Source organism: Phenylobacterium sp. GW823-FHT02A09, from assembly GCF_058797775.1.
On the sequence record NZ_JBXAJZ010000002.1, the window covers coordinates 896,272 to 921,609 of the forward strand.

Consider the following 25,338-nt stretch of genomic DNA (forward strand, 5'->3'; position numbering starts at 1 on the left):
CACTTCCATCACGGCCGGGACAACGGCCCCGCGGACTCTCGCGCAGGCCGCGCGGGAACGGCGGGACATCGTCTCGGGCCAGGTGATGGACGAGGCCGCGCTCATCCGGTTCGTCGCCGGTCCTGGCGGCCTGGTGGTTCCGGATCTGGCGCGCAAGCTGCCGGGGCGCGGACTCTGGGTCGCCGCCGACCGCCTATCGGTCGAGACGGCGGTCAAGAAGGGAGCCTTTTCCCGCGCCGCCAAGGCCAAGCTTGCTGCGCCGGCGGATCTTGCCGATCAGGTTGAATCCCTGCTGCGGCGCCGGATCCTCGATGGTCTCGGGCTTGCGAAACGGGCCGGCGAGCTTATCTCCGGGTTCGAGAAGGTCGCTTCGACCCTGAACGCAGGCAAGGCCGCGTGGTTGATCGAGGCGTCCGACGGCGCCGCGGACGGCCGCCGCAAGATCCTGAATGTGGCCCGCAAGTCACCCAAACCGCCGCAGCTTTGCGGACTCTTCGACGCTGAGGAATTGGGTTTGGCCTTGGGGGCCGAGAATGTGATACACACCGCCTTCCTTGCGGGGCGCGGCGCCGGTCGCTGGACGAAAGACGTCCGGAGACTATCTGGCTTCCGCCCGCTCCTTCCAGAGAGTTGGCGCGAGGAAAAGCCTCCTGAGGCGGGCGGAACCTGAACCGGTTTCGCGCGCCTAGAGCTATTGGAATGTCCGTGGTCGGGACCGTCCCGGCCGATATGTAAAGCGAGCGCATGAGCGACGAGAACGACAACGGCCGGGCCCCTGGCGGGCGAGCTCCCCTGACCCTCAAGCCCCGTGGGGCTGGATCGGTCAGTGCGGGCACGGTGAAGCAGAGCTTCAGCCACGGTCGCTCCAAGACTGTGGTCGTGGAGACCAAGCGCCAGCGCACGCATGCCGCGCCGGCGGGGAACCTTGCTGCCCCGTCCTCGGCCGAGAAGCGCGCCTACTCGCCGCAGCCGTCCTCGCCGCGCCCGTCGCAGGGCGGATCGTCGAACGACGGCTCGGGCCTGTCGGCCGACGAACAACGCGCCCGTCAGCGCGCCATCGAGCTGGCGCGCGAGCATCAGGCTCGTCAGGCCGCCGAACAGCGCGCCAGCGAGGACCGCGCCCGCGCCGAAGCCGAAGCGGCCCGCGCCTCGGCCGCTGCTGCGGCCGCCGCCGCGAAGCCTGCTGAAGCGCCTGCGCCGGCAGCCCCGCCTGTTGCGCCGGCTCCCGAAGCGCCCCGCGCCGAAGCGCCTGCTGCGCCTGCTGCGCCTGCTGCGCCGGCTCCCGAGGCCCCCCGCGCCGAAGCGCCTGCGGCGCCTGCTGCGCCCGCGCCCCAGGCTCCTGTCGCGCGCTCGGAGACTCCGCGCCCGCAAGCGCCGCGCCATGAAGGCCCGCGTCACGAGGGTCAGCGCTCGGACGCGCCGCGGTCGGACAACCGCAGCTCCCCGGGTCAGACCCGCACCTACGAGCCCTCCCGCGAGCGTCGCGATGATCGTCCGACGACGACGACCTATCGTCCTGAGCGCGCGCCGGGCCGCTACGAAAACATGAACTTCGGCCAACGGGCCCCGCGCGCCGACGCTCCGCGTCCGCCGCGCGACGACCGCGGCCCGCGTCCGCAGGGTGATCGTCCGCAAGGCAATCGCCCGCAGGGTGATCGTCCGCCGCATGGTGATCGTCCGCAGGGCGACCGTCCGCGTCCCAGCGGCGAACCCGTCCGTTACTCGGCCCTTGCTCCGCGCCCGGCGCCGGGCGGCGGTCGTCCGGGCGACCGTCCCGGTGGTCCGCGTCCGCCGCGCGGCGCGGCTCCGAACGCCCCGCCCGCCACGCCGGAAATCCAGCGCGCCGCTCGCCAGGCGCCGCGTCCGGGTGAAGCCGGTCGCCGGCCCGACGACGACGAGGATACGCGCCGCAAGGCCGCGGCGAACGCCCCGAACAAGGCGATCAGCCGTGTGAAGGGCGCCGCTCAGCGCCGCGAAGGCCGCCTCACCATCCAGGCCGTGGCCGGTGACGATGAGGGCGCCGTCGAACGGATGCGTTCGCTGGCCTCGGTCCGCCGGGCGCGCGAACGTGAACGCGAAAAGCGCAAGGGCGGCGGCCAGGAACAGGCCCGCGCCGCGCGCGAAGTGGTCATCCCGGACGTCATCACCGTGGCGGAACTCGCCAACCGGATGGCGACCCGCGGCGTCGAGATCATCAAGTTCCTGATGCGTCAGGGCGTGATGCTGAAGATCAACGACGTCATCGACAACGACACCGCCGAGCTTGTGGCCACTGAGTTCGGCCATACCGTGAAGCGCGTCTCGGAATCCGACGTCGAAGAAGGCTTCATCGGCGAAGAGGATATCGACGACAACCTGGTCCCGCGTCCGCCGGTCGTGGCGGTCATGGGTCACGTCGACCACGGCAAGACCTCGCTGCTGGACGCCCTGCGTTCGGCCGACGTCGCCGGTGGCGAACATGGCGGCATCACCCAGCACATCGGCGCCTATCAGGTGCGTCTGGCCGACGGCCAGGCCGTGACCTTCCTCGACACCCCTGGCCACGCCGCCTTCTCGGCGATGCGGGCCCGCGGCGCGGACGTCACCGACATCGTGGTGCTGGTCGTGGCGGCTGACGACGGCGTCATGCCGCAGACGGCCGAAGCCATCCAGCACGCCAAGGCGGCCGGCGCTCCGATCATCGTGGCGATCAACAAGATCGATAAGCCCGACGCCAATCCGCAACGGGTGATCAACGAGCTGCTGCAGCACGAGATCGTGGTCGAAAGCCTCGGTGGGGACACCCAGGTGATCGAAGTCTCGGCCCTGAAGAAGACCGGCCTGGAGAACCTCATCGAGGCGATCCTGGTGCAGGCCGAAATGATGGACCTGAAGGCCAATCCGGACCGCACCGCGGACGGCACGGTCATCGAGGCCAAGCTCGATCGCGGCCGCGGCGCGGTTTCGACCGTGCTGGTCAAGCGCGGCACCCTGAAGCGCGGCGACATCGTCGTGGCCGGGGCCAACTTCGGCCGGGTTCGCGCCCTGCTGAACGAGCGCGACGAACAGCTCGACTCGGCCGGCCCTTCGGTGCCCGTGGAAATCCTCGGCCTCGACGGCACGCCCAGCCCGGGCGAACCCTTCGCGGTCGTGGAGAACGAAGCGCGCGCTCGCGAGCTGACCGAGTACCGGACCCGCGTGAAGCGCGAGAAGGCCGGCTCGCCGGTCGCTGGCGGCGTCACCATGGCCGACTTCATGGCCAAGCTTCAGGACAAGAAGATCTCGGAGCTGCCGGTCATCATCAAGGCCGACGTCCAAGGTTCGGCCGAAGCCATCGTCGGATCGCTCGACAAACTGGCCACCGACGAGGTCCGTGCGCGGATCATCCTCCAGGGCGCCGGCGCGATCAGCGAAAGCGACGTCATGCTGGCCAAGGGCTCGGGCGCGCCGATCATCGGCTTCAACGTCCGCGCCTCCAAGCAGGCCCAGACCCTGGCCGAGCGTGAAGGCGTCGAGATCCGCTACTACGCGATCATCTACGACCTGATCGACGACATCAAAGGCGTGCTCTCGGGCATGCTGGCGCCGGAACAGCGCGAAACTTTCCTGGGCAACGCGCGCGTCCTGCAGGTGTTCGATATCACCAAGGTGGGCCGCGTCGCCGGTTGCCGGGTCACCGAGGGCGTGGTTCGCCGCGGCGCTCGCGTCCGGATCATCCGCGACGACATCGTGGTCCTGGAACTGGGCACCCTGCGGACCCTCAAGCGCTTCAAGGACGAAGTCGCCGAAGTGGGCTCGGGCGTCGAGTGCGGGATGTTCTTCGAGGGCTTCCAGGACATCAAGGAAGGCGACGTCATCGAGTGCTTCAATCTCGAAGAGGTCGCTCGCAGCCTCTAGGCCGCGCCGCATCCAAGTCATCAGGCCCCCGGGAAACCGGGGGCCTTTTGCGTTTCGGAGCCATTCGCGGCGGCGGGCATTCCAATGGGGGAAGCACTCAGTCCAGGAGCCGCTATGCGTCCGTTTCTCGCCGTCGCCCTCGGCGCGCTGGCCATCGCCGCCTGCGCGGGCGGACCGGTCGGCAACAATGAGGTTCCCGAGCCCGCCAAGCCGGTCGAGCTGAACCGCTATCTCGGCCTCTGGTACGAGTTCGCCCGCTACGAGAACCGCTTCGAACACGGCTGCGAGGCGGTCACGGCGGAATACGCCGTCCTGCCCGGCGGCGAAGTGTCGGTGAAGAACAGTTGTCGCGAAGACTCCGTTCGGGGCCCGGTCAAGGTCTCCGAGGGCAAGGCGCGGCCTGCGGGTGATCGCTTGGGGGCCAAGTTCAAGGTGTCATTCTTTGGCCCCGCTCTGCTGACCAACTATTGGGTGCTCGACCGCGACGACGACTACAACTGGGCGATCGTCGGGGAGGGCTCGGGCCGCTTCCTCTGGTTGCTGACCCGCAATCCAAGGCCGTCGGAGGCCGAACGCATCGCGCTGTTGGCGCGGGTGAAGGCCTTGGGATACGACACCGACATGCTGCGCTACACCCAACACATGGCGACCCCCTGATGAGAGTTCTGATCCTGGCGCTGGCCGCGCTTAGCCTTTCGGCCTGCGCCACCGCCCAACGCTACGACGCGGCGGCCGACGTCCACGCCCTGCTGGTTTCGATCCGCGACAACGACAAGGCCGCCTTCGAGGCCCACGTCGACCGCCCTGCGCTCAAGCGACAGATCGAAAGCCGCATGGTGGCCGAGACGCGCAAGTCGGGGGCCAACGACGGCCTGGCCGCCCTCGGCGCGCTGATCGCTCCGACCTTGGCGGACCTGGCCGGCGAGGCCCTGATCCAGCCGAACGTGTTCCGCTCGGTCGCCGCCTACTACGGCTACGACGCGGCCAAGCCGCTGCCCGGCCCGATGGTGATCGGCGGCCAGCTCAAGTCGGTCGGCGAGGGTCAGGTCTGTGTCCCGCGCAAGAAGGACGGTCCGTGCCTGCTGACCTTCACCGAGGAGCAGGGGACCTGGCGGCTGTCGGGTTTCGAGGGCGATCTTTCCATGCTGCGCACCAAGGCCCGTTAGGGCTAAGCTCCCCCGCCGAACGGCGTTAGGGGAGGGTGCGATGAGCTACGAAGCCGCGCTGGCCGAGTACGAGAAGTTCGCGTTCGACGACGGGCGCTGGACGCGCAACGTCTACAAGCGCGGCTCGGGCCCGGCGGTCGTCGTCATCCACGAGATGCCGGGCCTGCATCCGCTGGTCATCCGCTTCGCCGACCGCGTCGCGGCGGCCGGCATGACAGTCTACTGCCCGCATCTGTTCGGCGAGCCGGGGCGGCCCGCCAGCCACCCGCTCAGCGCCCTGACCATGCTGGGCGGCATCTGCATCCGGCGCGAGTTCAACGTCTGGGCGTCTGACAAGTCGAGCCCGATCGTCGAGTGGCTGAAGGCCCTGTCGCGCAAGGCCCACGCCGAGTGCGGCGGCAAAGGCGTCGGCGCGGTCGGCATGTGCTTCACCGGCGGCTTCGCCTTGGCGATGATGACCGAACCGTCGGTCGTTGCGCCGGTGCTCTCGCAGCCCTCCCTGCCGCTGGGCGCCAGCAAGCCGGAGCGCGCCGCCGGGATCGGCGCTTCGCCCGCCGAGGTCAGCTGCGCGCGCAAGCGGTTCGACGAGGAGGGCCTGTCGATGATCGGCCTGCGCTTCTACGGCGACCCCTTCGTGCCGGACGCCCGGTTCGACAGCTACAAGCGCGAGTTCGGCGACAAGTTCGAAGCGATCGAGATCGATCCGAAGCACGCCGTGCCCGGCGGTCTGAAGCACCCGCACTCGGTGCTGACCATCAATCTCGCCGAAGACGGGCCGACCAAGGAGGCCGAGACCCGGGTCATTGCGTTCTTTAGAGAGCGGACCGGCGCGGGCTAAGGCCTGGACTTCTTGACCTCGCGCGCCTAGAAGCGCGCCCTTCTCCTGAGCCGCCGCGTCCGATCCGCGCGCCAGGTCGCTAGAGGCAAGTCCATGAAACACTCTTCCCCCAAGGGCCGCCCCGCCCCGGCGGGCCCCTCCCAGCGCCAGCTTCGCGCCGGCGAACTGATGCGCCACGCCCTGGTTGAGATCCTCCGCGAGGAGGACTTCAACGATGAGGCGCTCGTCGGCGTCTCGGTCACCGTGACCGAGATCCGGATGAGCCCCGACCTGCGCCATGCGGTCTGCTTCATCGAACCGCTCGGCGGCGAGCATGCCGACGACGTGGTCAAGGCGCTCAACCGCCACGCCAAGTTCCTGCGCGGGCGCCTGGGCCGGTCGATCGACATGAAGTTCACGCCCGATCTGAAGTTCCTGCACGACGAGAGCTTCGACGAAGCGGCCCGCATCGGCCGGCTGTTCGACGATCCGCGCGTCGCACAGGATCTGACGCCGCAGCCGCCGTCGGATTCCTGGAAGGACGAAGACTGATGGCGCGTCGCAAGAAGGGCGACGCCATCTCCGGCTGGGTCAATCTCGACAAGACGTATGACCTGGGCTCGACCCAGGCCGTCGGTCGCGTGCGCCGGATCTTCAACGCCCAGAAGGCCGGCCACGCCGGAACCCTCGATCCCCTCGCCACCGGCATCCTGCCGATCGCCCTGGGCGAGGCGACCAAGACCGTCTCGTTCCTGATGGACGCCGACAAGGCCTATCGCTTCACGATCGAGTGGGGCCGCACGACCGCCAGCTTCGACCGTGAGGGCGCGACGACCGCGACCTCCGACGTGCGTCCGACGCCCGAGCAGGTCGCGGCGGTGTTGCCGGAGTTCATCGGCGACATCCAGCAGGTCCCGCCGGCCTTTTCGGCTGTGAAGGTCGATGGCGAGCGGGCCTACGACCTGGCCCGCGCCGGCGAGACGGTCGAGCTCAAGGCGCGTGAGGTCTCGATCTACGATGCGCGGGTGATCGACGTTCCTGACGCCGACCACATCGAGATCGCGGTCGAGTGCGGCAAGGGCACCTATGTCCGCGCCATCGTCCGCGACATCGCCGAGCGGCTGGGGGCCTGCGCCCACGTCAGCGCTCTGCGGCGCACCCGCGTCGGCCCGTTCAGCGAGGACTCGGCGATAACGCTGGAATTGTTGGAAGATTTGAGCCATAAGGCCGGCTGCTTGGAGGCATTGCTTCCGGTCGAGACCGCCCTGGACGACATCCCGGAGCTGGCCGTGACCGCCGAAGACGCTTTCAAGTTGAAGCAGGGACGGCCGATCGTTCTCGTTCCCCGACAGGTCGAAGCGCTGAAGGCCCGGCTAAGCCCCGGGACTCGAACCGTTTCAGCCATGTCGGACGGGGTCGTGGTGGCGCTCTGCGAGATGCGTGCGGGCAAGCTCGAGCCTTCGCGGGTCTTTCATCTGGAAAAGAGCGGAGACTAGCCGATGTCGATTACTCTCGAGCGCAAAGCTGAGCTCATCAAGACCCACGGCCGTTCGGCCGGTGACACCGGAAGCGCTGAAGTGCAGGTGGCGATCTACTCTGAGCGGATCTCCAACCTCACCGAGCACTTCAAGACCCACAAGAAAGACAACCACTCGCGTCGCGGCCTGCTGAAGCTGGTCTCCGCGCGTCGTTCGCTGCTCGACCACCTGAAGAAGTCCGACGAGGGCCGCTATCAGGCGCTCATCGAAAAGCTGGGCCTGCGCCGCTAAGGACCGAGAGGTCAGCCCCCGGGAAACCGGGGGCTTTGCGTATCAGGTCATAACTACTGCGCCGCTTCCTTCGCGACAGGCCGAAGGGAACAAAGCGGCGATCCGGGTGGTCCAAGTCAGGGGCGCCCGCTACACGCCGAGGGTTCCACAGCAATCCTCATCGCCTGATCGTCTGGAGAGGATTTCGGAACCCCGACCCTGTCCGCCCCCGTTGGGAATACGCCCGCGGGATGAGAAAGAAGCAAAATGTTCGATATCAAGCGCAAGACCATTGAGTGGGGCGGCAAGACGCTGACCCTCGAAACCGGCCGCATGGCCCGTCAGGCTGACGGCGCGGTTCTGGCCACCTACGGCGAGACCATGGTCCTGGCCACCGCCGTTTTCGCCAAGAGCGCGAAGCCGGGTCAGGACTTCTTCCCGCTGACCGTCAACTATCAAGAAAAGTTCTACGCGGCGGGCAAGATCCCCGGCTCCTTCCCTCGTCGCGAAGGCGCGCCGAGCCAGAAGGAAACCCTGACCTCGCGCCTGATCGACCGTCCGATCCGCCCGCTGTTCGTCAAGGGCTTCAAGAACGAAGTCCAGGTCGTCACCACCGTGCTGGCGCATGACCTCGAGAACGATCCGGACGTCGTGGCGATGGTCGCCGCCTCGGCCGCGCTGGTGATTTCCGGCGCCCCGTTCATGGGCCCGATCGGCGCTGCGCGCGTCGGCTACATCAACGGCGAGTACGTCCTCAACCCGACGCTCGACGAGATGAAAGAGTCGGCCATGGATCTGGTCGTCGCCTCGACCAGCGACGCGGTCATGATGGTCGAGTCGGAAATCCAGGAGCTCAGCGAAGAAGAGGTCCTGAAGGGCGTCATGTTCGCCCACAACGGCATCCAGCCGGTGATCGACGCGATCATCGAACTGGCCGAGCACTCGGCCAAGGAGCCCTTCGAGTTCACCCCGGACGACACCGACGCCATCAAGGCCGACGTGAAGAAGCTGATCGGCAAGGATTTGGCCGCGGCCTACAAGATCGTCGCCAAGGGCCAGCGTCATGACGCCGTCTCGGCCGCCAAGGCCAAGGCGACCGAGAAGTTCGGCAAGTCCGACGCCAACCCGACCGGCGTCGACCCGGCCAAGCTGGGCGGCGTGTTCAAGGAACTGGAAGCCGACGTCGTTCGTCGCAACATCCTGGACACCGGCATCCGCATCGACGGCCGCACCGTCGACAAGGTTCGCCAGATCGTTTCGGAAGTCGGCGTGCTGCCGCGCGCTCACGGCTCGGCTCTGTTCACCCGTGGGGAAACCCAAGCCCTGGTGGTCGCCACCCTGGGCACCGGCGACGACGAGCAGCTGATCGACGCGCTGGAAGGCAAGTACTACGAGAAGTTCATGCTGCACTATAACTTCCCGCCGTTCTCGGTCGGGGAGACGGGCCGCATGGGCGCTCCGGGCCGTCGTGAAGTCGGCCACGGCAAGCTGGCCTGGCGCGCGATCCGCCCGATGCTGCCGAAGACGGAAGAGTTCCCCTACACCATCCGCCTGGTCTCCGAGATCTTCGAGTCGAACGGCTCGTCCTCGATGGCCTCGGTCTGCGGTTCGTCGCTGGCCCTGATGGATGCGGGCGTTCCGCTGAAGAAGCCGGTCTCGGGCATCGCCATGGGCCTGATCCTGGAATCGGACGGCTTCGCGGTCTTGTCGGACATCCTCGGTGACGAAGATCACCTGGGCGACATGGACTTCAAGGTCGCCGGCACCGAAGACGGCATCACCTCGCTGCAGATGGACATCAAGATCGCCGGCATCACCGAAGCGATCATGAAGCAGGCGCTGGAGCAGGCGAAGGGTGGCCGCAAGCACATCCTCGACGAAATGGCCAAGGCCATGGAAGCGCCGCGCGCCGAGCTGGGCGAGTTCGCCCCGAAGATCGAAACCATGAAGATCGCGGTCGACAAGATCCGTGAAGTCATCGGTTCGGGCGGCAAGGTCATCCGCGAGATCGTCGAAAAGACCGGCGCCAAGGTCGACATCGAAGACGACGGCACGATCAAGGTCTCGGCCGCCGATCAGTCGAAGATCGATGCGGCCAAGGAGTGGATCAAGTCGATCGCTTCGGAGCCGGAAATCGGCGCCATCTACACCGGCAAGGTCGTGAAGATCGTCGACTTCGGCGCCTTCGTGAACTTCTTCGGCGCCAAGGACGGCCTGGTGCACGTCTCGCAGATCTCCAGCGACCGCGTCGCCAAGGTCGGCGACGTGCTGCAGGAAGGCCAAGCCGTGAAGGTCAAGCTCCTGGGCTTCGACGACCGCGGCAAGACTCGCCTGTCCATGAAGGTCGTCGACCAGGAGACCGGTGAAGACCTGTCCAAGAAGGACGAGCCGGCCGCCGCCGCCGAAGAAGCCTAAGGCTTCCAGTCGGACCAAAATCGGGAAGGGCGGTCGCGGCGACGCGGCCGCCCTTTTCGTTTGCGATAAGCGCGCTAGCCTGGCGCCATGTGCAATGAGTTCCAGCGCCACAAGCTGCTCAAGGACGCGATCGAGGAGTTCGACCGGCGGGGCCTGCCGCTGTTCAAATGGCAGGATGGGCTGATCCCCAACATGCAGGACGCCCAGCCGGCGATCCGCATTCGCGACAGCGCCTTCGTCGTCCACGGCGGCAACAGCGGCCTGGAAGGGACGATGATGACCTGGGCCTGGCCTGGTCCGCGCGGCGCGCCGGTGTTCAACTTCCGCTCGGAAGGGCGGGATTTCTCGCGCAGCGACCGGGTTCTGGTGCTGGCGGACGGCTTCATCGAGTACACGGCGCCCGTCGCCGGGGTGAAGCTCAAGGACCGCCACCTCTTCACCATGGCCGGTGAGCCCTGGTTCTGGATCGCCGGGATCGTCAGGGACGCCTGCTTCAGCCTGCTGACCACGGCGCCGGGACCCGACGTGGCGCCGTATCACGACCGACAGATCGTCACCCTTGCGCCCACCGACGGCATGGCCTGGCTCAATCTCTCCCAGCCTGAGCAAGCGATCCTGCGGCCGTCGCCGCCGGGAACCTTCCAGGTTCGCACCCTTCGCAAGGACGGCGTCGAGCTGGTCGCCTGACGCCTCAGGCGTCGACCGGGCCGCGCTCGAGGGCCTCGCGCACCGCCATGCTCAACTGTTCGGCGCGGAAAGGCTTGCGCAGCAGCGGCCAGGCCAGGGCCTCGGCCCCCTCGCCAAGCCGCTCGCCGGCGTAACCGCTGGTCAAGACGATCGGCAGCCGGGCATCGCGGGCGCGCGCGGCGCGGGCCAGTTCGACCCCGCTCATGCCGCCCGGCATGACGATGTCCGAGATCAGCAGGTCGAACATTTCGCCGGCCTGCAGCCGACTGAGCGCGGTTGGGCCGTCCGGCGCCCCCTCGACCCGACACCCGAAATCGATGAGCAGGCTCTCCGTCACCGCTCGCACGGCGGCGTCGTCCTCGACCAGCAGAACCCGAGCCCCGCGGGCCCACTCGCCCTCGTTCGGGGTCGGCTTCACGGTTTGGCTCGCCGCCTCGGCCGCCGCCGCGGGGAGGTAGAGGGTGACGGTGGTGCCGAACCCGATGGAGGACGAGATCACCGCGGCCCCGCCGACCTGCTTGATGAACCCGTAGACCTGGGCGAGCCCCAGCCCCGTGCCCTTGCCGACGTCCTTGGTGGTGAAGAACGGCTCGAACGCGCGAGCGAGGATGTCGGGCGCCATGCCGGCGCCGTTGTCGGACACGGCCACGCTGACGTAGTCCCCCGCCGCGGCTCCGGCGACCTCGCCATCGGCCAGTCGACGCCGATGCAGGGCGATCTCGATGTCGCCCCCCTGCTGGGGCGCGGCGTCGGCGGCGTTGACCACGAGATTGAGCAGCGCCGCCTCGAACTGGGCCGGATCGAGCCGGCTCAGTCCGACCGCGCCGTCCTGGCGGATGGTGAGATTGAGATCCTCGCCGATGGCGCGGCGCACCAACGGCTCGATCTGTTCGATCAGCCCCGGCACGTCGACGAGCTCGAGCTTCAGTTCCTGTCGACGCGAGAACGCCATCAGCTGGCGCACCAGCTGCTCGCCGCGCCGACCGGCGGCGAGCGCCGCCTCGGCCAACCGGGCGACGCGTGAGCGGTCGTCCGGGTGCTGCAGGATCATGTCCAGGCCGCCGATGACCACGGTCAGCAGGTTGTTGAAGTCGTGGGCGACGCCGCCGGTCAGCCGTCCCACGGTCTCCAGCCGCTGGGCCTGGGCCAGGGCGGCTTCAGTCTCGGCACGCTCGGCCAGGCTGCGCTCCAGCTCGCGCGAGCGGACGGCGACGCGTTCCTCCAGCTCGGTGCGGGCCTGCACCACCTCGGTGATGTCGCTGCTGGTGCCGAACCAGCGGGTGACGCGGCCGTCGTCGCCGCGCACGGCCGACGCGCGCGCCGTCATCCAGCGCCAGACCCCGTCGTTGCGCCGCAGCCGATACTCGACGTCATAGGGCAGCCCGCCATTCACCGCCTGGATCCAGGCCTGTGAGACCGCGTCGCGATCTTCGGGATGGATCGAATCCTGCCAGCCCGTGTCGAAATGCTTCTCGGCCGGGGCGCCGGTGAACTCGATCCACTGCGGGCTGAGATAGTCGCAGTAGCCGTCGCCGCGGGTGGACCAGATCAGCTGGGGCAGGCTGTCGAGCAGGGCGCGGACCCGTGCTTCGCCGGTGCGCAGGGCCTGCTCGGACTGGCGCTGACCGGTGACGTCGCGGAACGACACGGCCAGCCCGTCAGGCAGCCGCACGCCGCTGGATCGGATGAACAGCGGCTTGCCGTCGACCAGGCGCCGCACCTCGACGTCGTCCGAACCGCCCGCCTGGTAGAGCGCTTCCAAGCGCTCGAACATCAACCGGCCGTTGTCGTCGGCCAGCACCTCCTTGATCCGTCGGCCCTTCAGCCCGCGGGCGTCGGCGCGGGACATCTTCTCGGCGGCCGGGTTGGCGTAGGAGCAGTGAAAATCGACGATCCGCCCCTGGTCGCGCACGGGCTCGAGGATGACGAAGCCCTCGCGCGCCTGCTCCTGGAAGATGCGGAAGCGCTCCTCGGCTTCGACGCCGCGCAGGACCGCGGTGCGGATTGCGCGTCCGATCAGCACCGTCGCGGCGGCGGTGGCGATGAAGATGGCGGTGAAGACGCCTTGCTGGGCGTCGAGCCAGAGACCGGCGACGAGCAGGGCGCTGACCAGCGTCGCGGCCAAGCCCCCGCGTGCGCCGGCCACCAGGGTGGCGAACAGCACGGCCGGATAGAAGGTCATGTAGTTGGGGGGATCGGCCATCACCGCGCCGGCGGCGGCGCGCAGCAGGGCGGCGGCGGCGACGGCGCCGAGCGCTGCTCCATAGGCGAGGACAGGGCGCTCCATCGCAGTGGCGAACCGCTGCGCCCATCGACCCATCATGGCGCTTTCTAAGCCCCCCACGAAGTTCAGGCGATACGGAACGCCTAAATGGCCGCGAGGTAAAGCGTCACTGAAATTTCACGAGGGCCGCCGCGTCGGCGGCCCTCGCCAGGTCCCCTAGCGGGGCGCCATGCGGATGGCGCCGTCGAGGCGGACGTCCTCGCCGTTGAAGTAGCCGTTGGTGATCATTTCCAGCGCCAGCGACGCGTAGTCTTCGGCGCTGCCGAGGCGCTTGGGGAACGGCACCGACTGGGCCAGGGCTTCCTTCACCTGCGGCGGAGCGGCGTTCATCAGCGGGGTGTTGAAGATGCCCGGCAGGATGGTGTTCACTCGGATGCCGTCGCCCGACAGGTCGCGGGCGATGGGCAGGGTCATGCCGACCACGCCGCCCTTGGAGGCGGAATAGGCCGCCTGGCCCATCTGGCCGTCCTCCGCCGCGACCGAGGCGGTGTTGACGATCGCGCCGCGCTCGCCGTCGATCGGCTCCAGGTCCAGCATGCCCTTCGCCGACTTGGCGATGCAGCGGAAGGTGCCGACCAGATTGATCTGGATGATCAGGTTGAAGGCGTCGAGTGGGAAGTGCTTGGCCTCGCCGGTCTGCTTGTCGCGGCTGGCGGTCTTGATCGCATTGCCGGTGCCGGCGCAGTTGACCAGGATGCGCTCCTGGCCGTGGGCGGCGCGGGCCTTGGCGAAGGCCGCGTCGACTTCTTCCTCGGAGGTCACATTGACCTTGCAGAAGACGCCGCCCACTTCCTTGGCCACGGCTTCGCCCTTGGCTTCGTTCATGTCGAAGATGGCGCACTTCACGCCTTGCGCGGCGAGGGCGCGGACGGTGGCCTCGCCGAGGCCGGAGGCGCCGCCGGTCACGACCGCGGCGATGGAGGAATCGAGTTTCATGGACGCTTGGCTCCCGTTCACGTCTAATAGGATCTCGTTATCCGAGGCTTTAGCCCGATGAGCGCGGACTCAAAAGCGTCACCCCACGTCAACGGCGAGGCTTTCGACGCCCAGCAGGCCCTGGACCCGTCACGGGCCCTGACCCCGGCCGTGGCGCGGGTCAACGAACGCCGCGTGGCCCGCGGCTTCTGGCCGAAGATCCGGCGCGTGGCGGCCAAGATCCCGTTCGCCAGCGACGCCCTGTCGGTGTGGTTCTGCGCCAGGGATCCGGCGACCCCGACCACGGCCCGCGCGATGATGATGGCCGGGCTCGCCTATTTCGTGCTGCCGACCGACGCTATCCCCGACGTGCTGGCGGTGGTGGGTTTCACCGACGACGCGGCGGTGTTCGCCGCCCTGCTGGCCGTCGTCGGCCGCCACCTGAAGCCCCGGCACAAGGCCGAGGCCATGGAGATCCTCGAGCGCATGAAGCGCCAGGACGACTAGCCGGCGGCCTCGTCCCCGGCGCTGGCCTTGCGGGCGGCCCGGTTCAATGCGGCCTCCCGCCAGGTGATCAGTAGGGTCGAGGCGACGACCACGCCGGCCCCGGCGATGGTCCAGATGGTCGGGATCTCGTGGAACAGGGTCACACCGACGATCACCGTGAACACCAGGCGGATGTAGTCGATCGGCGCCATCGCCGCGGCGTCGCCGATCGCCATGCCCTTGATGTAGCAGCCCTGGGTGATGGTCCCGAGCACGCCCATGGCGCCGAGCAGCAGCAGGTCGAATGGCTCGGGCCAGCGCCAGGTGAAGAAGGCGCCGGGGATGCCCATGACCAGGCCGAGGGTCGCCGACCAGACCAGCAGCACGGTCGGCGAGTGGTCGCGGGTCATCACCTTCATGCCGGTGATGGTCAGGGCGAACAGGAAGGACGAGGCCAACATGGCGGCCGCCGGCCAGCCGATCGCGAACTCGCCGCCGACGCCCGGGCGCAGCATGATCAGCACGCCGATGAAGCCGACGACCGCCGCGCCGATGCGCAGCGGTCCGACCGTCTCGCGCACCACCAGGGCGGCCAGCGGCACCAGCCAGAGCGTGCGGGTGAAGGAGAGCGCGTTGGCGTCGGCCAGCGGCATCTTCTGGAAGGCGTAGAACGACAGGATCATCCCCAGCGTGCCGGCGGCCGAGCGGAAGATCAGGATGCCCGGCCGCGTGGTCGCGAAGGCCGCGCCGCGGCGCTTGAGGATGATCGGCAGCAGCACGATGAAGCCGGCGAGCTGCCGATAGAAGGTCTGCAGAGCAGCCGGATAGTCGTCGCCCAGATACTTGATCAGGGTGGTCATGGCCGTGAAGCCGACCGCCGAGGCGACCATCCAGAGGGCCCCCTCGACGTTGTGATCCAGACGCGGCTTGCCGGCGCCCTGGCTCAAGACTGCGCCGGTGGCGTCAGGTCGCCAAGGATGGTGGCGAACGGCGAGACCATGGTGGCGTCCCACGAATGGCGGCCGCCGACGGTGATGCCGCCGTCGACGACGATGTGGGTGCCCGACACGAAGGCCGCGGCGTCCGAGGCGAGATAGAGCGCGGCCTGGGCGATGTCGTCAGGCAGGCCGGCCTTCGGCACCGGTTGGGCCGCAGCGGCGTTCTCGGCGACGCGGGCGGCCATCTGGTCGGCGACCTCGCGCGGCAGGCCGAAGGAGGCGCCGAAGATCGAGGTGGCGATCAGGCCGGGACAGATGGCGTTGACGCGGATCTTCTGTGGCGACAGCTGGGCGGCGGCCACGCGGCTCATGTGGATGACGCCGGCCTTGGCGGTGGAATAGGCGATCGGGCCGAAGCCGGCCTGCAGCCCGGCGATCGAGGCGGTGTTGATGATCGACCCGCCGCCGCGCTCCAGCATCAGCGGCACGGCGTGCTTCATGCCCAGGGCCGGGCCGCGCACGAGGATGTCGAAGATCCAGCTCCAGCCGTCGGCGGTGATCTCGCCGATCGAAGTCATGCGGTCGGAGATGCCGGCGTTGTTGAACAGGATGTCGAGGCCGCCGAACTCGGTCTTGGCCTTCTGCAGCGCGGCTTCGATTTCGGCTTCGCTGGTCACGTCGCAGTGGGCGTAGGCGACCTTGCCGGGGAAGCGCTTCTCCAGCATCGCGCCCTTTTCGTCCTGGATGTCGGCCGCCACGACCTGGGCGCCCTCGGCGACGAACAACTCGACCGCGCCAAGGCCGATCCCCGATGCGCCGCCGGTGATCAGCGCCACCTTGCCGTCCAGACGTCCCGCCATATTCCGCTCCCGATCTTTTTTATGTGATCGGCGATAACTAGAGCGGGGCAGGCGAAAGTGGAAGCCGTTTCGGCGGCTTCCACTTCGGTGTCGTCAGTCGACGGTGACGACGACCTTGCCCATGGCCTTGCGGCTGCCCAGGTGGGCGATGGCGTCGGCGCCGCGCTCGAGCGGGAAGCGCTCGGAGACGTGCGGCGTGACCTTGCCCTGGGCGTAGAGCTCGAGCAGTTCGTCGATGCTCTTGGCGAACAGTTCGGGGTTGCGCGCCGCCCAGGTGCCCCAGAACACGCCGACGATCTGGCAACCTTTCAGCAGCGCCAAGTTCAGCGGGATCTTCGGAATGTCGCCGGCCGCGAAGCCGACCACCAGGTAGCGGCCTTCCCAGGCGATCGAGCGCAGCGCCGGCTCGGCGTAGTCGCCGCCGATGGCGTCATAGATCACGTCGAAGCCGTGCTCGCCGCCGGCTTCCTTGAACAGCTGGCCCAGCGCCTTCTGGCCGTCGCGGTCGAACGGGCCGCGGCCATAGACCACCCCGGCGTCGGCGCCGTGCTTGATCGCCAGGTCGACTTTTTCCTGGGTCGAGCAGGCGGCGATGACCCGCGCGCCCATCGCTTTGCCCAGCTCGACGGCCGCCAGGCCGACGCCGCCGGCCGCGCCCAGCACCAGCAGGGTTTCGCCGGCCTTCAGGTCGGCGCGGTCCTTAAGCGAGTGCCAGCTGGTGCCGTAGGTCAGGATGAACGCCGCGGCGATGTCGTGCGGCATGGAGTCGGGGATGTGCCACAGGCGGTTGGCCGGCAGCAGGACTTCCTCGGCCATGCCGCCCGAGCCGGTGTTGGCCAGGATGCGGTCGCCGACCTTGACGTTGGTGACGCCTTCGCCGACCGCCTTGACCACGCCCGACAGCTCGCCGCCCGGCGAGAACGGACGCGGCGGCTTGGACTGGTACTTGTCCTCGATCATCAGCACGTCGGGGAAGTTCACGCCCACGGCCTTGACCGAGATCACCGCGTGGCCCGGCTTCACCTCCGGCGCGGGCACGTCCTCGTACACCAGGGTTTCGGGTCCGCCCGTCACCTTGCTGAGCACCGCTTTCATGTCCGTCTCCCGCGTCTGCAATTGATTGGCGCGGACGCTAGCGCAGGGGCGGAAGCGACGAAAGAGGCGGTTCGAACATTTGTTTGAGTGATCAGCTCTCGCCGCTGTCTTCGCCGCCGCGCGAGGCCTGCCGCGCCTGGCGGGCCTTCTGTTCGTCCCAGTAGGCGGCGCCCTCGTCGGGCTTGAACATGGTGCGCGGCGCGCCGTCCTTGGTGGCGACCGCGAAGATGTTGCCCTTGGGGTCGTAGAGCAGCACGTCGCCATTGGCGCGCGTCAGGCGCTGGGTCCCGGCCGGCGGCTTCTCGATGAAGGCGTGGGCCTTGCGCACGAAGTCGTCGAGGTCGCGGGCGCCGAACGCCTCGCCATTGCGGTCGAAGGCCCGTCGGGCGTTCTCCTCGGCGGTGCCGCGGCGGCTGGCCGACCAGATCGGGCGGCCGTCGAGTTCGCGCACCGGTTCGCCGACGCGGGCCGCGCTCGTCGCGCGGGACGGCGCGGCGGCGAACTGGCGGGCCTCCGACGCCGGCGGGGCCTCGTCCTTCTGGGCGACGGCCGAAGGCCGCTCGCAGGCGGTGGTCAGGATCAGGGCCAGGCCCAGGCTCAACGCAATCTTGTACTTAGCCATCCGTCGTCTCCCTCTCACGGCCAAGTTGTGGAACAAATTAAGAACGGAAACCGACGTTTGTCCAGCCGCTTCGTATGGCCTATGACCGAGCGACCATTACGGAGGGGCACGAAGCCTTGTCGGACAAGCGGATTCTCCTGATCGTCGGCGGCGGCATCGCGGCCTACAAGGCGCTGGAACTGACCCGGCTGTTGCGCAAGGCAGGCATCGGCGTGCGGCCGATCCTGACCAAGGCCGGCGAGCAGTTCGTGACCCCGCTGTCGCTGGCCGCGATCAGCGAGGACAAGGTCTATTCCGAGCTGTTCTCGCTGACCGACGAGGCCGAGATGGGCCACATCGAGCTGTCGCGCTCGGCCGACCTCGTCGTCGTCGCCCCGGCCACCGCCGACCTGATCGCCAAGGCTGTGCACGGCCACGCCAGCGACCTGGCCTCGACCACTCTCCTCGCCACCGACAAGCCGGTGCTGATGGCCCCGGCGATGAACGTGCGGATGTGGGAGCATCCGGCCACCCGTCGCAACGTCGCCCAGCTGAAGGCCGACGGCGTGCTGTTCGTCGGACCGGACGAAGGCGCGATGGCCTGCGGCGAGTACGGTTTCGGGCGGCTGGCCGAGCCGCCGGCGATCTTCGAGGCGATCCTGGCGGCGTTGGAGGGGCCGGCCGCGCGGCCGTTGGCCGGCAAGCGGGCGATCGTCACCGCTGGCCCGACCGCCGAGCCGATCGATCCCGTCCGTGTGCTGACGAATAGATCGAGCGGCAAGCAGGGCTTCGCGATCGCGCAGGCCTTGGCCGAGCTCGGGGCCGAGGTGACGCTGGTCGCCGGCCCGGTCGCCGTCCCCACGCCCGTGGGGGTCAAGCGCGTCGACATCGAGACCGCCCGCGAGATGCTGGCCGCCTGCGAGGCGGCGCTGCCGGCCGACATCGCGGTCTGCGTGGCGGCGGTGTCCGACTGGCGCCCGGAGAGCGCGGCGGGGACCAAGATGAAGAAGGGCGCCGACGGCCCGCCGGCGATCAGCCTGGTCGAGAACCCCGACATCCTGGCGACGCTGTCGAAGTCGCCGCGCCGCCCGGCCCTGGTGGTCGGCTTTGCGGCCGAGACCAACGACGTCGAGGCCTATGCCAAGGCCAAGCTCGCCAAGAAGGGCTGCGACTGGATCGTCGCCAACGACGTCAGCGTCGCCGGCACCATGGGCGGCGATGACAACGCCGTGTCGATCGTCACCCAGGACGGCGTCGAGCGCTGGGATCGGACCGCCAAGTCCGAGGTGGCCCGCAAGCTCGCCGAGCGGATGGCGCAGGCGCTGGGCTGAGGCCTCAGCGCCCGGCCTTCTGCAGGGCGCACAGCAGCATCACGGTGCGGCGGACCAAGTCGCAGGTCCGCATATGCAGAGCCTCGAGCGCCTTGTCGCCGTCGCGGGGCGGGGCGCCGTCGATGTCGAACTGGCCCAGACCCATGCGGTTGAGGCTGGTGCGGGCCAGATCTTGCAGCGCGCCCTGCCGGCGGTCCGCCAGCGCGCGCGCCTCAGCGACCAGGGCGGCGGCCTCGCCAGCGTGGGGACCGAGGTCGAGGCGCTCCAGGGCCTCAAGCCGGGCGGCCAGGCTCAGCGGTCGGTTGCTGGCCGTCTCGCCGCCGCCGGCCTGCAGGCAGCGGTCGATGAAGTATTCCAGGAAGGCCCAGGTCTCCGAGAACGTCCCCAGCGCGTGGTAGTCCGGCGCGCGAGGCGTCAGGCAGGCGTGCGGCGGCGCCCCGGCGGGGCGGGCGCCCGGCCGGAGTTCAAGCGTGTTCATGAGTCACCTGGGAGTTGGCGGCTACTTCTGGGTTGCGAGATAGGCGATGACCGCCGCGCGCTGATCGGCGTTCGCCACCCCGACCAGCATCTTCCCGCCCGGGACGAGCGCCGAAGGCTTGGCCAGGTACTTGTCGAGGTTGGCGGTGGTCCAGGTCTGGCCCCAGGCGGAGAGCGCCTTGGAGTAGGTGTAGCCAGGCACCGTCGCGGCCTTGCGCCCGACCATGCCCTTGAGCGGCGGGCCGAGCTTGGCCGGGCCGCCGGGCGCGATGGTGTGGCAGGTCCCGCACTGCTGCTTGAACACCGTCTCGCCCTGCACCTGGGCGGCGGCCGAGGAAGCGAGGCCGGTGGCGAGGGCGAACCCGGCGGTCAAGCCAAGAATGCTGCGTGGGGTCATCGGCGTGATCCTGCTCATCGTGCTGAGGTCCGGCGCTTGGGCCGCGAGCGGTCAACGGCCGGCTCGTCGGTCCGTTGCGTCGCGGCGTAGCTGGAGAATTTCTCCGGCTCGTCATAGGAGACCCTCAGGTGTGCAATCACGGCGTCCTCTGGCGAGACGTTGGTGCGGCCCAAAACCACATCCAGAAGTCCGCGATGACGGTTCAAGCGCCACTTGATGGTCTCGCCGCGATCCTGGGCGGCGTGGGCGAAAACCACGGTGCACAGGGAGTCGAGGGTGCGCGCCAGGTACGGATTGCCCGATAGCGCCCAGATCTCGCGGTGAAATTCGAAGTCGGTGGTGGCCCCGGCCGGGCGGTCGCCGACTTCCCAGGCCTCCATCTGCTCGACCATGGCGCTGAGCCGGGCGGCGGCGGCCTTGGTCATGTTGGCGCGGCACAGGCGCAGGGCCTCGGCCTCCAGCACCACGCGGATGCTGTTGATGCGCTGCACGTCCACGTCGGTCAGCCGGGTGACGAACATGCCGCGGCGGGCGTGGTTGGTGACCAGGCCGCTTTCCTGCAGCTGCATCAGCGCCTCGCGGATCGGGATGCGGCTGATGGCGAACTCGCGGGCCAGCTGGCTTTCGTTGAGGCGCGAGCCGGGCGGATAGCGCCCCGACAGGATCGCCTGGCGCAGCAGTCGCAGGATGTGCGACTTCAGCGTGGTCGGCGTGGCGCCATGCGGGTCGCCCAGAGGAAAATCGCCGTCCATCAATCCACGCCCCAGCCCGGCGACCGAGCCGGACTTTCGTATTCAGTATACGAAACGGGCTCACCTAGGGGAAGCATGCCGCACCGCGGCGGTGGTCATGGCCGAGCGGCCGGGCTATGTCGAGCCGTCAGTTCGAGCGGGGAGGCCGGGCGGCCATGATGAGAACGGCGCAGCCATGCTGATGCCCGCGCCCGACCAGGGCCTGCTGGCCCGCCGCGGCGAGTTCGTCGCCGCGTTGCGCGCGATCGTCCCCGGCGAGGGCGTGATCGCCGACGACGCAGGGCTGGCCGCCTACGAGTGCGACGGCCTGACCGCCTACCGCCAGCGGCCGATGATCGTGGTGCTGCCCGAGACCGTCGACCAGGTCAGCAGGGTGCTCGCCTACTGTCACAGCGTCGGGCTGAAGGTGGTGCCGCGCGGGGCTGGGACCTCGCTGTCGGGCGGCTCACTGCCGCTGGCCGACGGCTTGATCCTCGGCCTGGGCAAGTTCAACCGCATCCTCGACATCGACTACGCCAACCGCTGCGCGGTGGTGCAGCCTGGGGTGACCAACCTGTCGGTGACCCATGCGGTCGCGGGCGAGGGGTTCTATTACGCCCCCGATCCCTCCAGCCAGATCGCCTGCTCTATCGGCGGTAACGTCGCCGAGAACGCCGGCGGCGTGCACTGCCTGAAATACGGCATGACCACCAACAACCTGCTCGGCGTGGAACTGGTGCTGATCGACGGCACGGTGATGCGGCTGGGCGGCAAGCACCTGGACCCGCAGGGGCTGGACCTGCTGGGCGTGGTCTGCGGCTCGGAAGGTCTGCTGGGGGTGGTGACCGAGGTCACGGTCCGCATCCTGCAGGCTCCGGAGACCCAGCGCGCCCTGCTGATGGGCTTCCAGGAGGTCGAGGCGGCGGGGGCCTGCGTCGCCGCGGTGATCGCCGCCGGGATCATTCCGGCCGGCATGGAGATGATGGACCGCCTGGCCATCGCCGCGGCCGAGGCGTTCGTGAAGGTCGGCTATCCGCTGGACGTCGAGGCGCTGCTGATCATCGAACTGGACGGGCCGCCGGCCGAGGTCGACCACCTGATCGAGGTGGTGCGCGAGATCGGCGAGGATTGCGGCGCCAGCTACCTGCGGATCTCGATGAACGAGGACGAGCGCAAGGGCTTCTGGGCCGGGCGCAAGGCGGCGTTCCCGGCGGTGGGGCGGATTTCGCCGGACTACTACTGTATGGACGGCACCATACCTCGCGGAACCTTGCCGCTGGTGCTGCGGCGGATGACCGAGCTCTCGGAAGAGTACGGCCTGCGGATCGCCAACGTCTTCCACGCCGGCGACGGCAACCTGCACCCGCTGATCCTCTACGACGCCGACGTGCCCGGCGAGTTGCACCGGGCCGAGGAGCTGGGCGCGGCGATCCTGACCCTCTGCGTCGAGGTCGGCGGGGTGCTGACCGGCGAGCATGGGGTGGGCGTTGAGAAGCGCGACCTGATGGAGGTGCAGTTCGGGCCGGCCGACCTCGACCAGCAACAGCGCTTGAAGTGCGCCTTCGACGAGGACGGGTTGCTGAACCCCGGCAAGGTGTTCCCCAAGCTCTGCCGGTGCGCGGAGCTCGGCCGGGTGCACATTCATGGCGGCAAGGTCCGCTTCCCCGAACTGGATCGGTTCTGAGCGTGGCCTGGGCGCCCAAGACCGCAGACGACGCGCGCGCCGCTGTCGCCGACGCCCTGGCCCAGGGGCGGACGCTGGAGCTGGTCGGGACCGGGACGCGGCGCGGCTTCGGGCGGCCGGTGGCGGCGGACGAGGTGCTGGACCTCTCGGCGCTGAACCAAGTCGTCACCTACCAGCCCGAGGAACTGATCCTGGCCGTCGAGCCGGCGACGCCGATGGCGCAGGTCGCCGACCTGCTGGCCAAGGCCGGCCAGTGCCTCGCCTTCGAGCCGCCGGACTTCGGGCCGCTATGGGGGCTGGCGGCCAGCCAGGGCACCGTCGGCGGGGCGATGATGACCGGCCGCGGCGGTCCGCGCCGGCTGACGGCGGGCGGGCCGCGCGACCACTGCCTGGGGATCAAGGGCGTCAACGGCTTTGGCGAGGCGTTCGCGGCCGGCGGCCGGGTGGTCAAGAACGTCACCGGCTTCGACGTCGCCAAGCTCGCGACGGGAAGCTTCGGCACGCTCTGCGCGGTCACCGAACTGACCTTGAAGGTGCTGCCGGCGCCGCCGCAGGCCCAGACCCTGGCGATCCGCGGCCTGTCGGACGACGCGGCCATGGTGGTGATGTCCAAGGCGCTCGGCTGCCCGGCCCAAGTGTCGTCGGCCGCCCACCTGCCGGCCGATGTCGCCGCGCGCTCGCAGGTCGGCGAGCTCTCGGCGGCGCCTGGCGCGGTGACGCTGCTGCGGGTCGAGGGCGTCGGCCCGTCGGTGAGCGCGCGGATCGCGCACCTGGCCGAGGTGCTGTCCAGCGAGACGCGGCAGGCGGTGCTGGACCGCGAGGCCACGCAGCTGGCCTGGAAGGAGATCGCCGACGCGGCGGCCTTCGTCGGCGGCGAGGGCCAGGTCTGGAAGCTCTCGGTCCCGCCGATGCTGGGCGCTGCGGTCGGGCGGCGGCTGACGGACGAGCTGAACGGCCGCTGCTTCTATGACTGGGGCGGCGGGGCGGTGTGGCTGGAGCTTCCGCCCGCGCCCGACGCTCACGCCGAGCGGGTGCGCGACGTACTGGCGCAGATCACCAGCGGCGATGGCCACGCGACGCTGATGCGCGCCGACGCCGAGGTGCGGGCGCAGGCCGCGCCGTTCCAGCCGCCGGCGCCTGGCGTCGCGGCCCTGACCGAGCGGGTGCGGGCGCAGTTCGACCCGCAGCGCATCTTCAATCCCGGCCGGATGTACGCCTGATGCAGACCAGCTTCTCGCCCGCGCAACTGGCCGACCCGGATACCGCGGCGTCGGAAAAGATCATCCGCACCTGCGTGCACTGCGGGTTCTGCACCTCGACCTGCCCGACCTACCTGCTGCTGGGCGACGAGCTCGATAGCCCGCGAGGCCGGATCTACCTGATGAAGGAGATGCTCGAGAGCGGCGGGCCGCCCTCGCCGCGCGCGGTCAAGCACGTCGACCGCTGCCTCTCCTGCCTGTCCTGCATGACCACCTGCCCGTCGGGCGTGAACTACATGCATCTGGTCGATCACGCCCGGGCCTACATCGAAGAGCATCATGTTCGTCCGTGGCCGGAGCGTTTTCTGCGCGGGATGCTCGCCCGGGTGCTGCCGGACCGTGCGTTGTTCCGCTGGACGCTGCGGCTGGCGCAGGTCGGGCGGCCGTTCGCGGGTCTGCTGCCCGGGCGGCTGAAGGGCATGGCGGCGATGGCGCCGGCGACCTTGCCGCCGCGCGATCCTTCGGAAAAGGCTCAGGTATTCAAGGCCGTGGGCGAGCGGCGGGCGCGGGTGGCGCTGCTGGCTGGCTGCGCGCAGCCGGTGCTGGCGCCCGAGATCAACACCGCCGCCATCCGGCTGCTGAACCGTCTGGGGGTCGAGGTGGTCACCGCGCCCGGCTCCGGCTGCTGCGGGGCGCTGCCGCACCACCTGGGCAAGGCCGACCGGTCGCACGTCCTGGCCCAGGCCAACATCGCCGCCTGGACCCGTGAAATCGAGGGCGAGGGGCTCGATGCGATCATCATCACGGCCTCCGGATGCGGGACTACCGTGAAGGATTACGGCTTCGTCTTCCGGGAATCTGCCGAATGGGCCGAGCGGGCGGCCAAGGTCTCGGCCCTCGCCAAGGACATTACCGAGGTTCTTCAAGGGCTTGGCCCGCTGCCGCAGGTCGGGATCCCGTCGCTGCGGGTCGCCTACCACTCAGCCTGCTCGCTGCAGCACGGCCAGCAAATCGGCAATGTTCCCAAGGCCTTGCTGCAAGCGGCAGGTTTGACGATCGTCGAGCCGGCCGAGCCGCACATCTGCTGTGGATCGGCGGGCACCTACAACCTTCTGCAGCCGGAGCTGGCCGGACGCCTGCGTGATCGCAAGATCGCCAACCTCGAGGCGACCAGGCCCGACGTCATCGCGGCCGGCAACATCGGCTGCCTGACCCAAATCGCCGGCGGTTCCGGCGTGCCGGTGGTGCATACGGTCGAGCTGCTCGACTGGGCGGCGGGCGGTCCCGCGCCGGCGGCGCTGGCGGGGCGCGTGTGAGGCGGCTGGCGCTGCTCGTCCTGATCGCCGCCACCGGGGCGTCGGCGCAGACTGCGGACGAGTTGCCGGCGGGGCCCGGCCGAAGCGAGACCGTGCGGGTCTGCACGGGCTGCCACGAGGCCGAGGTGTTGGTGCATCGCAGCCAGAAGAACGCCGCCTGGAGCGACGTCGTCCAGGCCATGGTCGAAAAGGGCGCCGAGGCGTCGAGCGCCGATCAGGCGGCGATTGTCGCCTACCTCCAGAAAGCGTTACCGCCGCAAGGGTCTTGAGAGCGATAAACCGCCGTTCGCGCCGTAGACATCCGCCGTACTCAGC

General features: G+C 69.1%; 25 protein-coding genes. 16 read left to right on the forward strand and 9 right to left on the reverse strand.

All coding sequences use genetic code 11. From position 1 onward, the window contains the following. The first annotated feature begins 7 nt into the window (after nt 1-7). From AC1Q87_RS11675 to AC1Q87_RS11720, 10 genes are all read left to right on the forward strand, one after another. Nucleotides 8-670, forward strand: coding sequence for an RNA-binding protein (locus AC1Q87_RS11675; protein WP_492609279.1), 663 nt, complete (start codon nt 8-10; stop codon nt 668-670). Nucleotides 671-744: 74 nt separating this feature from the next. Then, on the forward strand, nt 745-3,876 hold the full coding sequence (gene infB / locus AC1Q87_RS11680) for a translation initiation factor IF-2 (protein ID WP_492609101.1): 3,132 nt from the start codon (nt 745-747) through the stop codon (nt 3,874-3,876). Nucleotides 3,877-3,990: 114 nt separating this feature from the next. Continuing rightward, nucleotides 3,991-4,533: a lipocalin family protein gene (locus tag AC1Q87_RS11685; protein ID WP_492609102.1), complete on the forward strand. Its 543-nt coding sequence runs from the start codon at nt 3,991-3,993 to the stop codon at nt 4,531-4,533. Then, complete coding sequence (locus AC1Q87_RS11690) at nt 4,533-5,042, forward strand: DUF2939 domain-containing protein (RefSeq protein ID WP_492609103.1); 510 nt, start codon at nt 4,533-4,535, stop codon at nt 5,040-5,042. The genes AC1Q87_RS11685 and AC1Q87_RS11690 overlap by 1 nt, the downstream gene beginning before the upstream one ends. A gap of 40 nt (nt 5,043-5,082) precedes the next feature. Continuing rightward, nucleotides 5,083-5,880: a dienelactone hydrolase family protein gene (locus AC1Q87_RS11695; RefSeq protein WP_492609104.1), complete on the forward strand. Its 798-nt coding sequence runs from the start codon at nt 5,083-5,085 to the stop codon at nt 5,878-5,880. Between the two features lie 93 nt (nt 5,881-5,973). Continuing rightward, a complete protein-coding gene (gene rbfA / locus AC1Q87_RS11700) occupies nt 5,974-6,411 on the forward strand; it encodes a 30S ribosome-binding factor RbfA (protein ID WP_492609105.1) in 438 nt (145 codons plus the stop codon). Next, nucleotides 6,411-7,355, forward strand: coding sequence for a tRNA pseudouridine(55) synthase TruB (truB, locus tag AC1Q87_RS11705; protein ID WP_492609106.1), 945 nt, complete (start codon nt 6,411-6,413; stop codon nt 7,353-7,355). Before rbfA ends, truB begins: the two co-directional genes overlap by 1 nt. A 3-nt stretch (nt 7,356-7,358) precedes the next feature. Then, nucleotides 7,359-7,628, forward strand: coding sequence for a 30S ribosomal protein S15 (gene rpsO, locus AC1Q87_RS11710; protein WP_056023895.1), 270 nt, complete (start codon nt 7,359-7,361; stop codon nt 7,626-7,628). A 246-nt stretch (nt 7,629-7,874) separates the two neighbouring features. Continuing rightward, nucleotides 7,875-10,022 (forward strand): polyribonucleotide nucleotidyltransferase, encoded by a 2,148-nt coding sequence (gene pnp / locus AC1Q87_RS11715; RefSeq protein ID WP_492609107.1) that lies wholly within the window; start codon nt 7,875-7,877, stop codon nt 10,020-10,022. An 87-nt stretch (nt 10,023-10,109) separates the two neighbouring features. Then, nucleotides 10,110-10,709, forward strand: coding sequence for an SOS response-associated peptidase family protein (locus tag AC1Q87_RS11720; protein ID WP_492609108.1), 600 nt, complete (start codon nt 10,110-10,112; stop codon nt 10,707-10,709). A gap of 4 nt (nt 10,710-10,713) precedes the next feature. Here the strand turns inward: AC1Q87_RS11720 and AC1Q87_RS11725 are convergent, their stop codons facing one another. Continuing rightward, nucleotides 10,714-13,032, reverse strand: a complete 2,319-nt coding sequence (locus AC1Q87_RS11725) for a hybrid sensor histidine kinase/response regulator (RefSeq protein WP_492609109.1) — start codon at nt 13,030-13,032, stop codon at nt 10,714-10,716. A gap of 117 nt (nt 13,033-13,149) precedes the next feature. Beyond that, entirely contained in the window at nt 13,150-13,929 is a 780-nt protein-coding gene (locus tag AC1Q87_RS11730) for an SDR family NAD(P)-dependent oxidoreductase (RefSeq protein WP_056023883.1), read from the reverse strand. Nucleotides 13,930-13,986: 57 nt separating this feature from the next. Here AC1Q87_RS11730 and AC1Q87_RS11735 point away from each other — a divergent pair, with 57 nt between their 5' ends. Next, nucleotides 13,987-14,415 (forward strand): YkvA family protein, encoded by a 429-nt coding sequence (locus AC1Q87_RS11735; protein ID WP_492609110.1) that lies wholly within the window; start codon nt 13,987-13,989, stop codon nt 14,413-14,415. Here AC1Q87_RS11735 and AC1Q87_RS11740 read toward each other — a convergent pair. The 4 genes from AC1Q87_RS11740 to AC1Q87_RS11755 all read right to left on the reverse strand — a co-directional run bounded on the left by AC1Q87_RS11740 (nt 14,412) and on the right by AC1Q87_RS11755 (nt 17,909). Then, nucleotides 14,412-15,284, reverse strand: coding sequence for a DMT family transporter (locus AC1Q87_RS11740; protein WP_492609280.1), 873 nt, complete (start codon nt 15,282-15,284; stop codon nt 14,412-14,414). The two genes, AC1Q87_RS11735 and AC1Q87_RS11740, sit on opposite strands and share 4 nt — an antisense overlap. A 53-nt stretch (nt 15,285-15,337) precedes the next feature. After that, a complete protein-coding gene (locus AC1Q87_RS11745) occupies nt 15,338-16,192 on the reverse strand; it encodes an SDR family NAD(P)-dependent oxidoreductase (RefSeq protein ID WP_492609111.1) in 855 nt (284 codons plus the stop codon). 93 nt (nt 16,193-16,285) lie between these two features. Continuing rightward, nucleotides 16,286-17,287: an NADPH:quinone oxidoreductase family protein gene (locus AC1Q87_RS11750; protein ID WP_492609112.1), complete on the reverse strand. Its 1,002-nt coding sequence runs from the start codon at nt 17,285-17,287 to the stop codon at nt 16,286-16,288. Nucleotides 17,288-17,378: 91 nt separating this feature from the next. After that, nucleotides 17,379-17,909, reverse strand: coding sequence for a hypothetical protein (locus AC1Q87_RS11755; RefSeq protein ID WP_492609113.1), 531 nt, complete (start codon nt 17,907-17,909; stop codon nt 17,379-17,381). 116 nt (nt 17,910-18,025) lie between these two features. Between AC1Q87_RS11755 and coaBC the strand changes: the two genes are divergently transcribed. Then, entirely contained in the window at nt 18,026-19,219 is a 1,194-nt protein-coding gene (gene coaBC / locus AC1Q87_RS11760) for a bifunctional phosphopantothenoylcysteine decarboxylase/phosphopantothenate--cysteine ligase CoaBC (RefSeq protein ID WP_492609281.1), read from the forward strand. 4 nt (nt 19,220-19,223) lie between these two features. On the opposite strand, the gene AC1Q87_RS11765 is transcribed toward coaBC, so the two are convergent. Genes AC1Q87_RS11765 through AC1Q87_RS11775 form a run of 3 tightly spaced genes read right to left on the reverse strand, consistent with a single transcriptional unit; the run spans nt 19,224 to nt 20,845 of the window. Next, nucleotides 19,224-19,697 carry a hypothetical protein gene (locus AC1Q87_RS11765; RefSeq protein ID WP_492609114.1) on the reverse strand — a complete coding sequence of 158 codons (474 nt, stop codon included), beginning with the start codon at nt 19,695-19,697 and terminating at the stop codon, nt 19,224-19,226. Nucleotides 19,698-19,718: 21 nt separating this feature from the next. After that, on the reverse strand, nt 19,719-20,111 hold the full coding sequence (locus tag AC1Q87_RS11770) for a c-type cytochrome (RefSeq protein WP_492609115.1): 393 nt from the start codon (nt 20,109-20,111) through the stop codon (nt 19,719-19,721). Further along, on the reverse strand, nt 20,108-20,845 hold the full coding sequence (locus tag AC1Q87_RS11775; RefSeq protein ID WP_492609116.1) for a GntR family transcriptional regulator: 738 nt from the start codon (nt 20,843-20,845) through the stop codon (nt 20,108-20,110). The genes AC1Q87_RS11770 and AC1Q87_RS11775 overlap by 4 nt, the downstream gene beginning before the upstream one ends. 175 nt (nt 20,846-21,020) lie before the next feature. Here AC1Q87_RS11775 and AC1Q87_RS11780 point away from each other — a divergent pair, with 175 nt between their 5' ends. From AC1Q87_RS11780 to AC1Q87_RS11795, 4 genes are read left to right on the forward strand one after another with little or no spacing between them, the layout of a single operon-like run. Further along, entirely contained in the window at nt 21,021-22,508 is a 1,488-nt protein-coding gene (locus AC1Q87_RS11780) for an FAD-linked oxidase C-terminal domain-containing protein (protein ID WP_492609117.1), read from the forward strand. A 2-nt stretch (nt 22,509-22,510) separates the two neighbouring features. Beyond that, complete coding sequence (locus tag AC1Q87_RS11785; protein WP_492609118.1) at nt 22,511-23,728, forward strand: FAD-binding protein; 1,218 nt, start codon at nt 22,511-22,513, stop codon at nt 23,726-23,728. Next, the gene (glcF, locus tag AC1Q87_RS11790) at nt 23,728-25,023 is read left to right on the forward strand and encodes a glycolate oxidase subunit GlcF (protein ID WP_492609119.1); all 1,296 of its coding nucleotides are present in this window, start codon (nt 23,728-23,730) and stop codon (nt 25,021-25,023) included. The genes AC1Q87_RS11785 and glcF overlap by 1 nt, the downstream gene beginning before the upstream one ends. Beyond that, nucleotides 25,020-25,292 carry a hypothetical protein gene (locus AC1Q87_RS11795; protein ID WP_492609120.1) on the forward strand — a complete coding sequence of 91 codons (273 nt, stop codon included), beginning with the start codon at nt 25,020-25,022 and terminating at the stop codon, nt 25,290-25,292. Before glcF ends, AC1Q87_RS11795 begins: the two co-directional genes overlap by 4 nt. The last annotated feature ends 46 nt before the right edge of the window (nt 25,293-25,338 follow it).

What these genes read in the sequence shown, in the direction of transcription:
- AC1Q87_RS11775 (WP_492609116.1), bottom strand. Translation starts at nt 20,845, where the DNA reads ATGGACGGCGATTTTCCTCTGGGCGACCCGCATGGCGCCACGCCGACC.
- AC1Q87_RS11720 (WP_492609108.1), top strand. Translation starts at nt 10,110, where the DNA reads ATGTGCAATGAGTTCCAGCGCCACAAGCTGCTCAAGGACGCGATCGAG.
- AC1Q87_RS11740 (WP_492609280.1), bottom strand. Translation starts at nt 15,284, where the DNA reads ATGGTCGCCTCGGCGGTCGGCTTCACGGCCATGACCACCCTGATCAAG.
- AC1Q87_RS11735 (WP_492609110.1), top strand. Translation starts at nt 13,987, where the DNA reads ATGAGCGCGGACTCAAAAGCGTCACCCCACGTCAACGGCGAGGCTTTC.
- AC1Q87_RS11745 (WP_492609111.1), bottom strand. Translation starts at nt 16,192, where the DNA reads ATGGCGGGACGTCTGGACGGCAAGGTGGCGCTGATCACCGGCGGCGCA.
- AC1Q87_RS11685 (WP_492609102.1), top strand. Translation starts at nt 3,991, where the DNA reads ATGCGTCCGTTTCTCGCCGTCGCCCTCGGCGCGCTGGCCATCGCCGCC.
- AC1Q87_RS11770 (WP_492609115.1), bottom strand. Translation starts at nt 20,111, where the DNA reads ATGAGCAGGATCACGCCGATGACCCCACGCAGCATTCTTGGCTTGACC.
- AC1Q87_RS11750 (WP_492609112.1), bottom strand. Translation starts at nt 17,287, where the DNA reads ATGAAAGCGGTGCTCAGCAAGGTGACGGGCGGACCCGAAACCCTGGTG.
- AC1Q87_RS11755 (WP_492609113.1), bottom strand. Translation starts at nt 17,909, where the DNA reads ATGGCTAAGTACAAGATTGCGTTGAGCCTGGGCCTGGCCCTGATCCTG.
- rpsO (WP_056023895.1), top strand. Translation starts at nt 7,359, where the DNA reads ATGTCGATTACTCTCGAGCGCAAAGCTGAGCTCATCAAGACCCACGGC.
- AC1Q87_RS11780 (WP_492609117.1), top strand. Translation starts at nt 21,021, where the DNA reads ATGCTGATGCCCGCGCCCGACCAGGGCCTGCTGGCCCGCCGCGGCGAG.
- rbfA (WP_492609105.1), top strand. Translation starts at nt 5,974, where the DNA reads ATGAAACACTCTTCCCCCAAGGGCCGCCCCGCCCCGGCGGGCCCCTCC.
- infB (WP_492609101.1), top strand. Translation starts at nt 745, where the DNA reads ATGAGCGACGAGAACGACAACGGCCGGGCCCCTGGCGGGCGAGCTCCC.
- glcF (WP_492609119.1), top strand. Translation starts at nt 23,728, where the DNA reads ATGCAGACCAGCTTCTCGCCCGCGCAACTGGCCGACCCGGATACCGCG.
- AC1Q87_RS11725 (WP_492609109.1), bottom strand. Translation starts at nt 13,032, where the DNA reads ATGATGGGTCGATGGGCGCAGCGGTTCGCCACTGCGATGGAGCGCCCT.
- AC1Q87_RS11765 (WP_492609114.1), bottom strand. Translation starts at nt 19,697, where the DNA reads ATGAACACGCTTGAACTCCGGCCGGGCGCCCGCCCCGCCGGGGCGCCG.
- AC1Q87_RS11695 (WP_492609104.1), top strand. Translation starts at nt 5,083, where the DNA reads ATGAGCTACGAAGCCGCGCTGGCCGAGTACGAGAAGTTCGCGTTCGAC.
- AC1Q87_RS11690 (WP_492609103.1), top strand. Translation starts at nt 4,533, where the DNA reads ATGAGAGTTCTGATCCTGGCGCTGGCCGCGCTTAGCCTTTCGGCCTGC.
- pnp (WP_492609107.1), top strand. Translation starts at nt 7,875, where the DNA reads ATGTTCGATATCAAGCGCAAGACCATTGAGTGGGGCGGCAAGACGCTG.
- AC1Q87_RS11730 (WP_056023883.1), bottom strand. Translation starts at nt 13,929, where the DNA reads ATGAAACTCGATTCCTCCATCGCCGCGGTCGTGACCGGCGGCGCCTCC.
- truB (WP_492609106.1), top strand. Translation starts at nt 6,411, where the DNA reads ATGGCGCGTCGCAAGAAGGGCGACGCCATCTCCGGCTGGGTCAATCTC.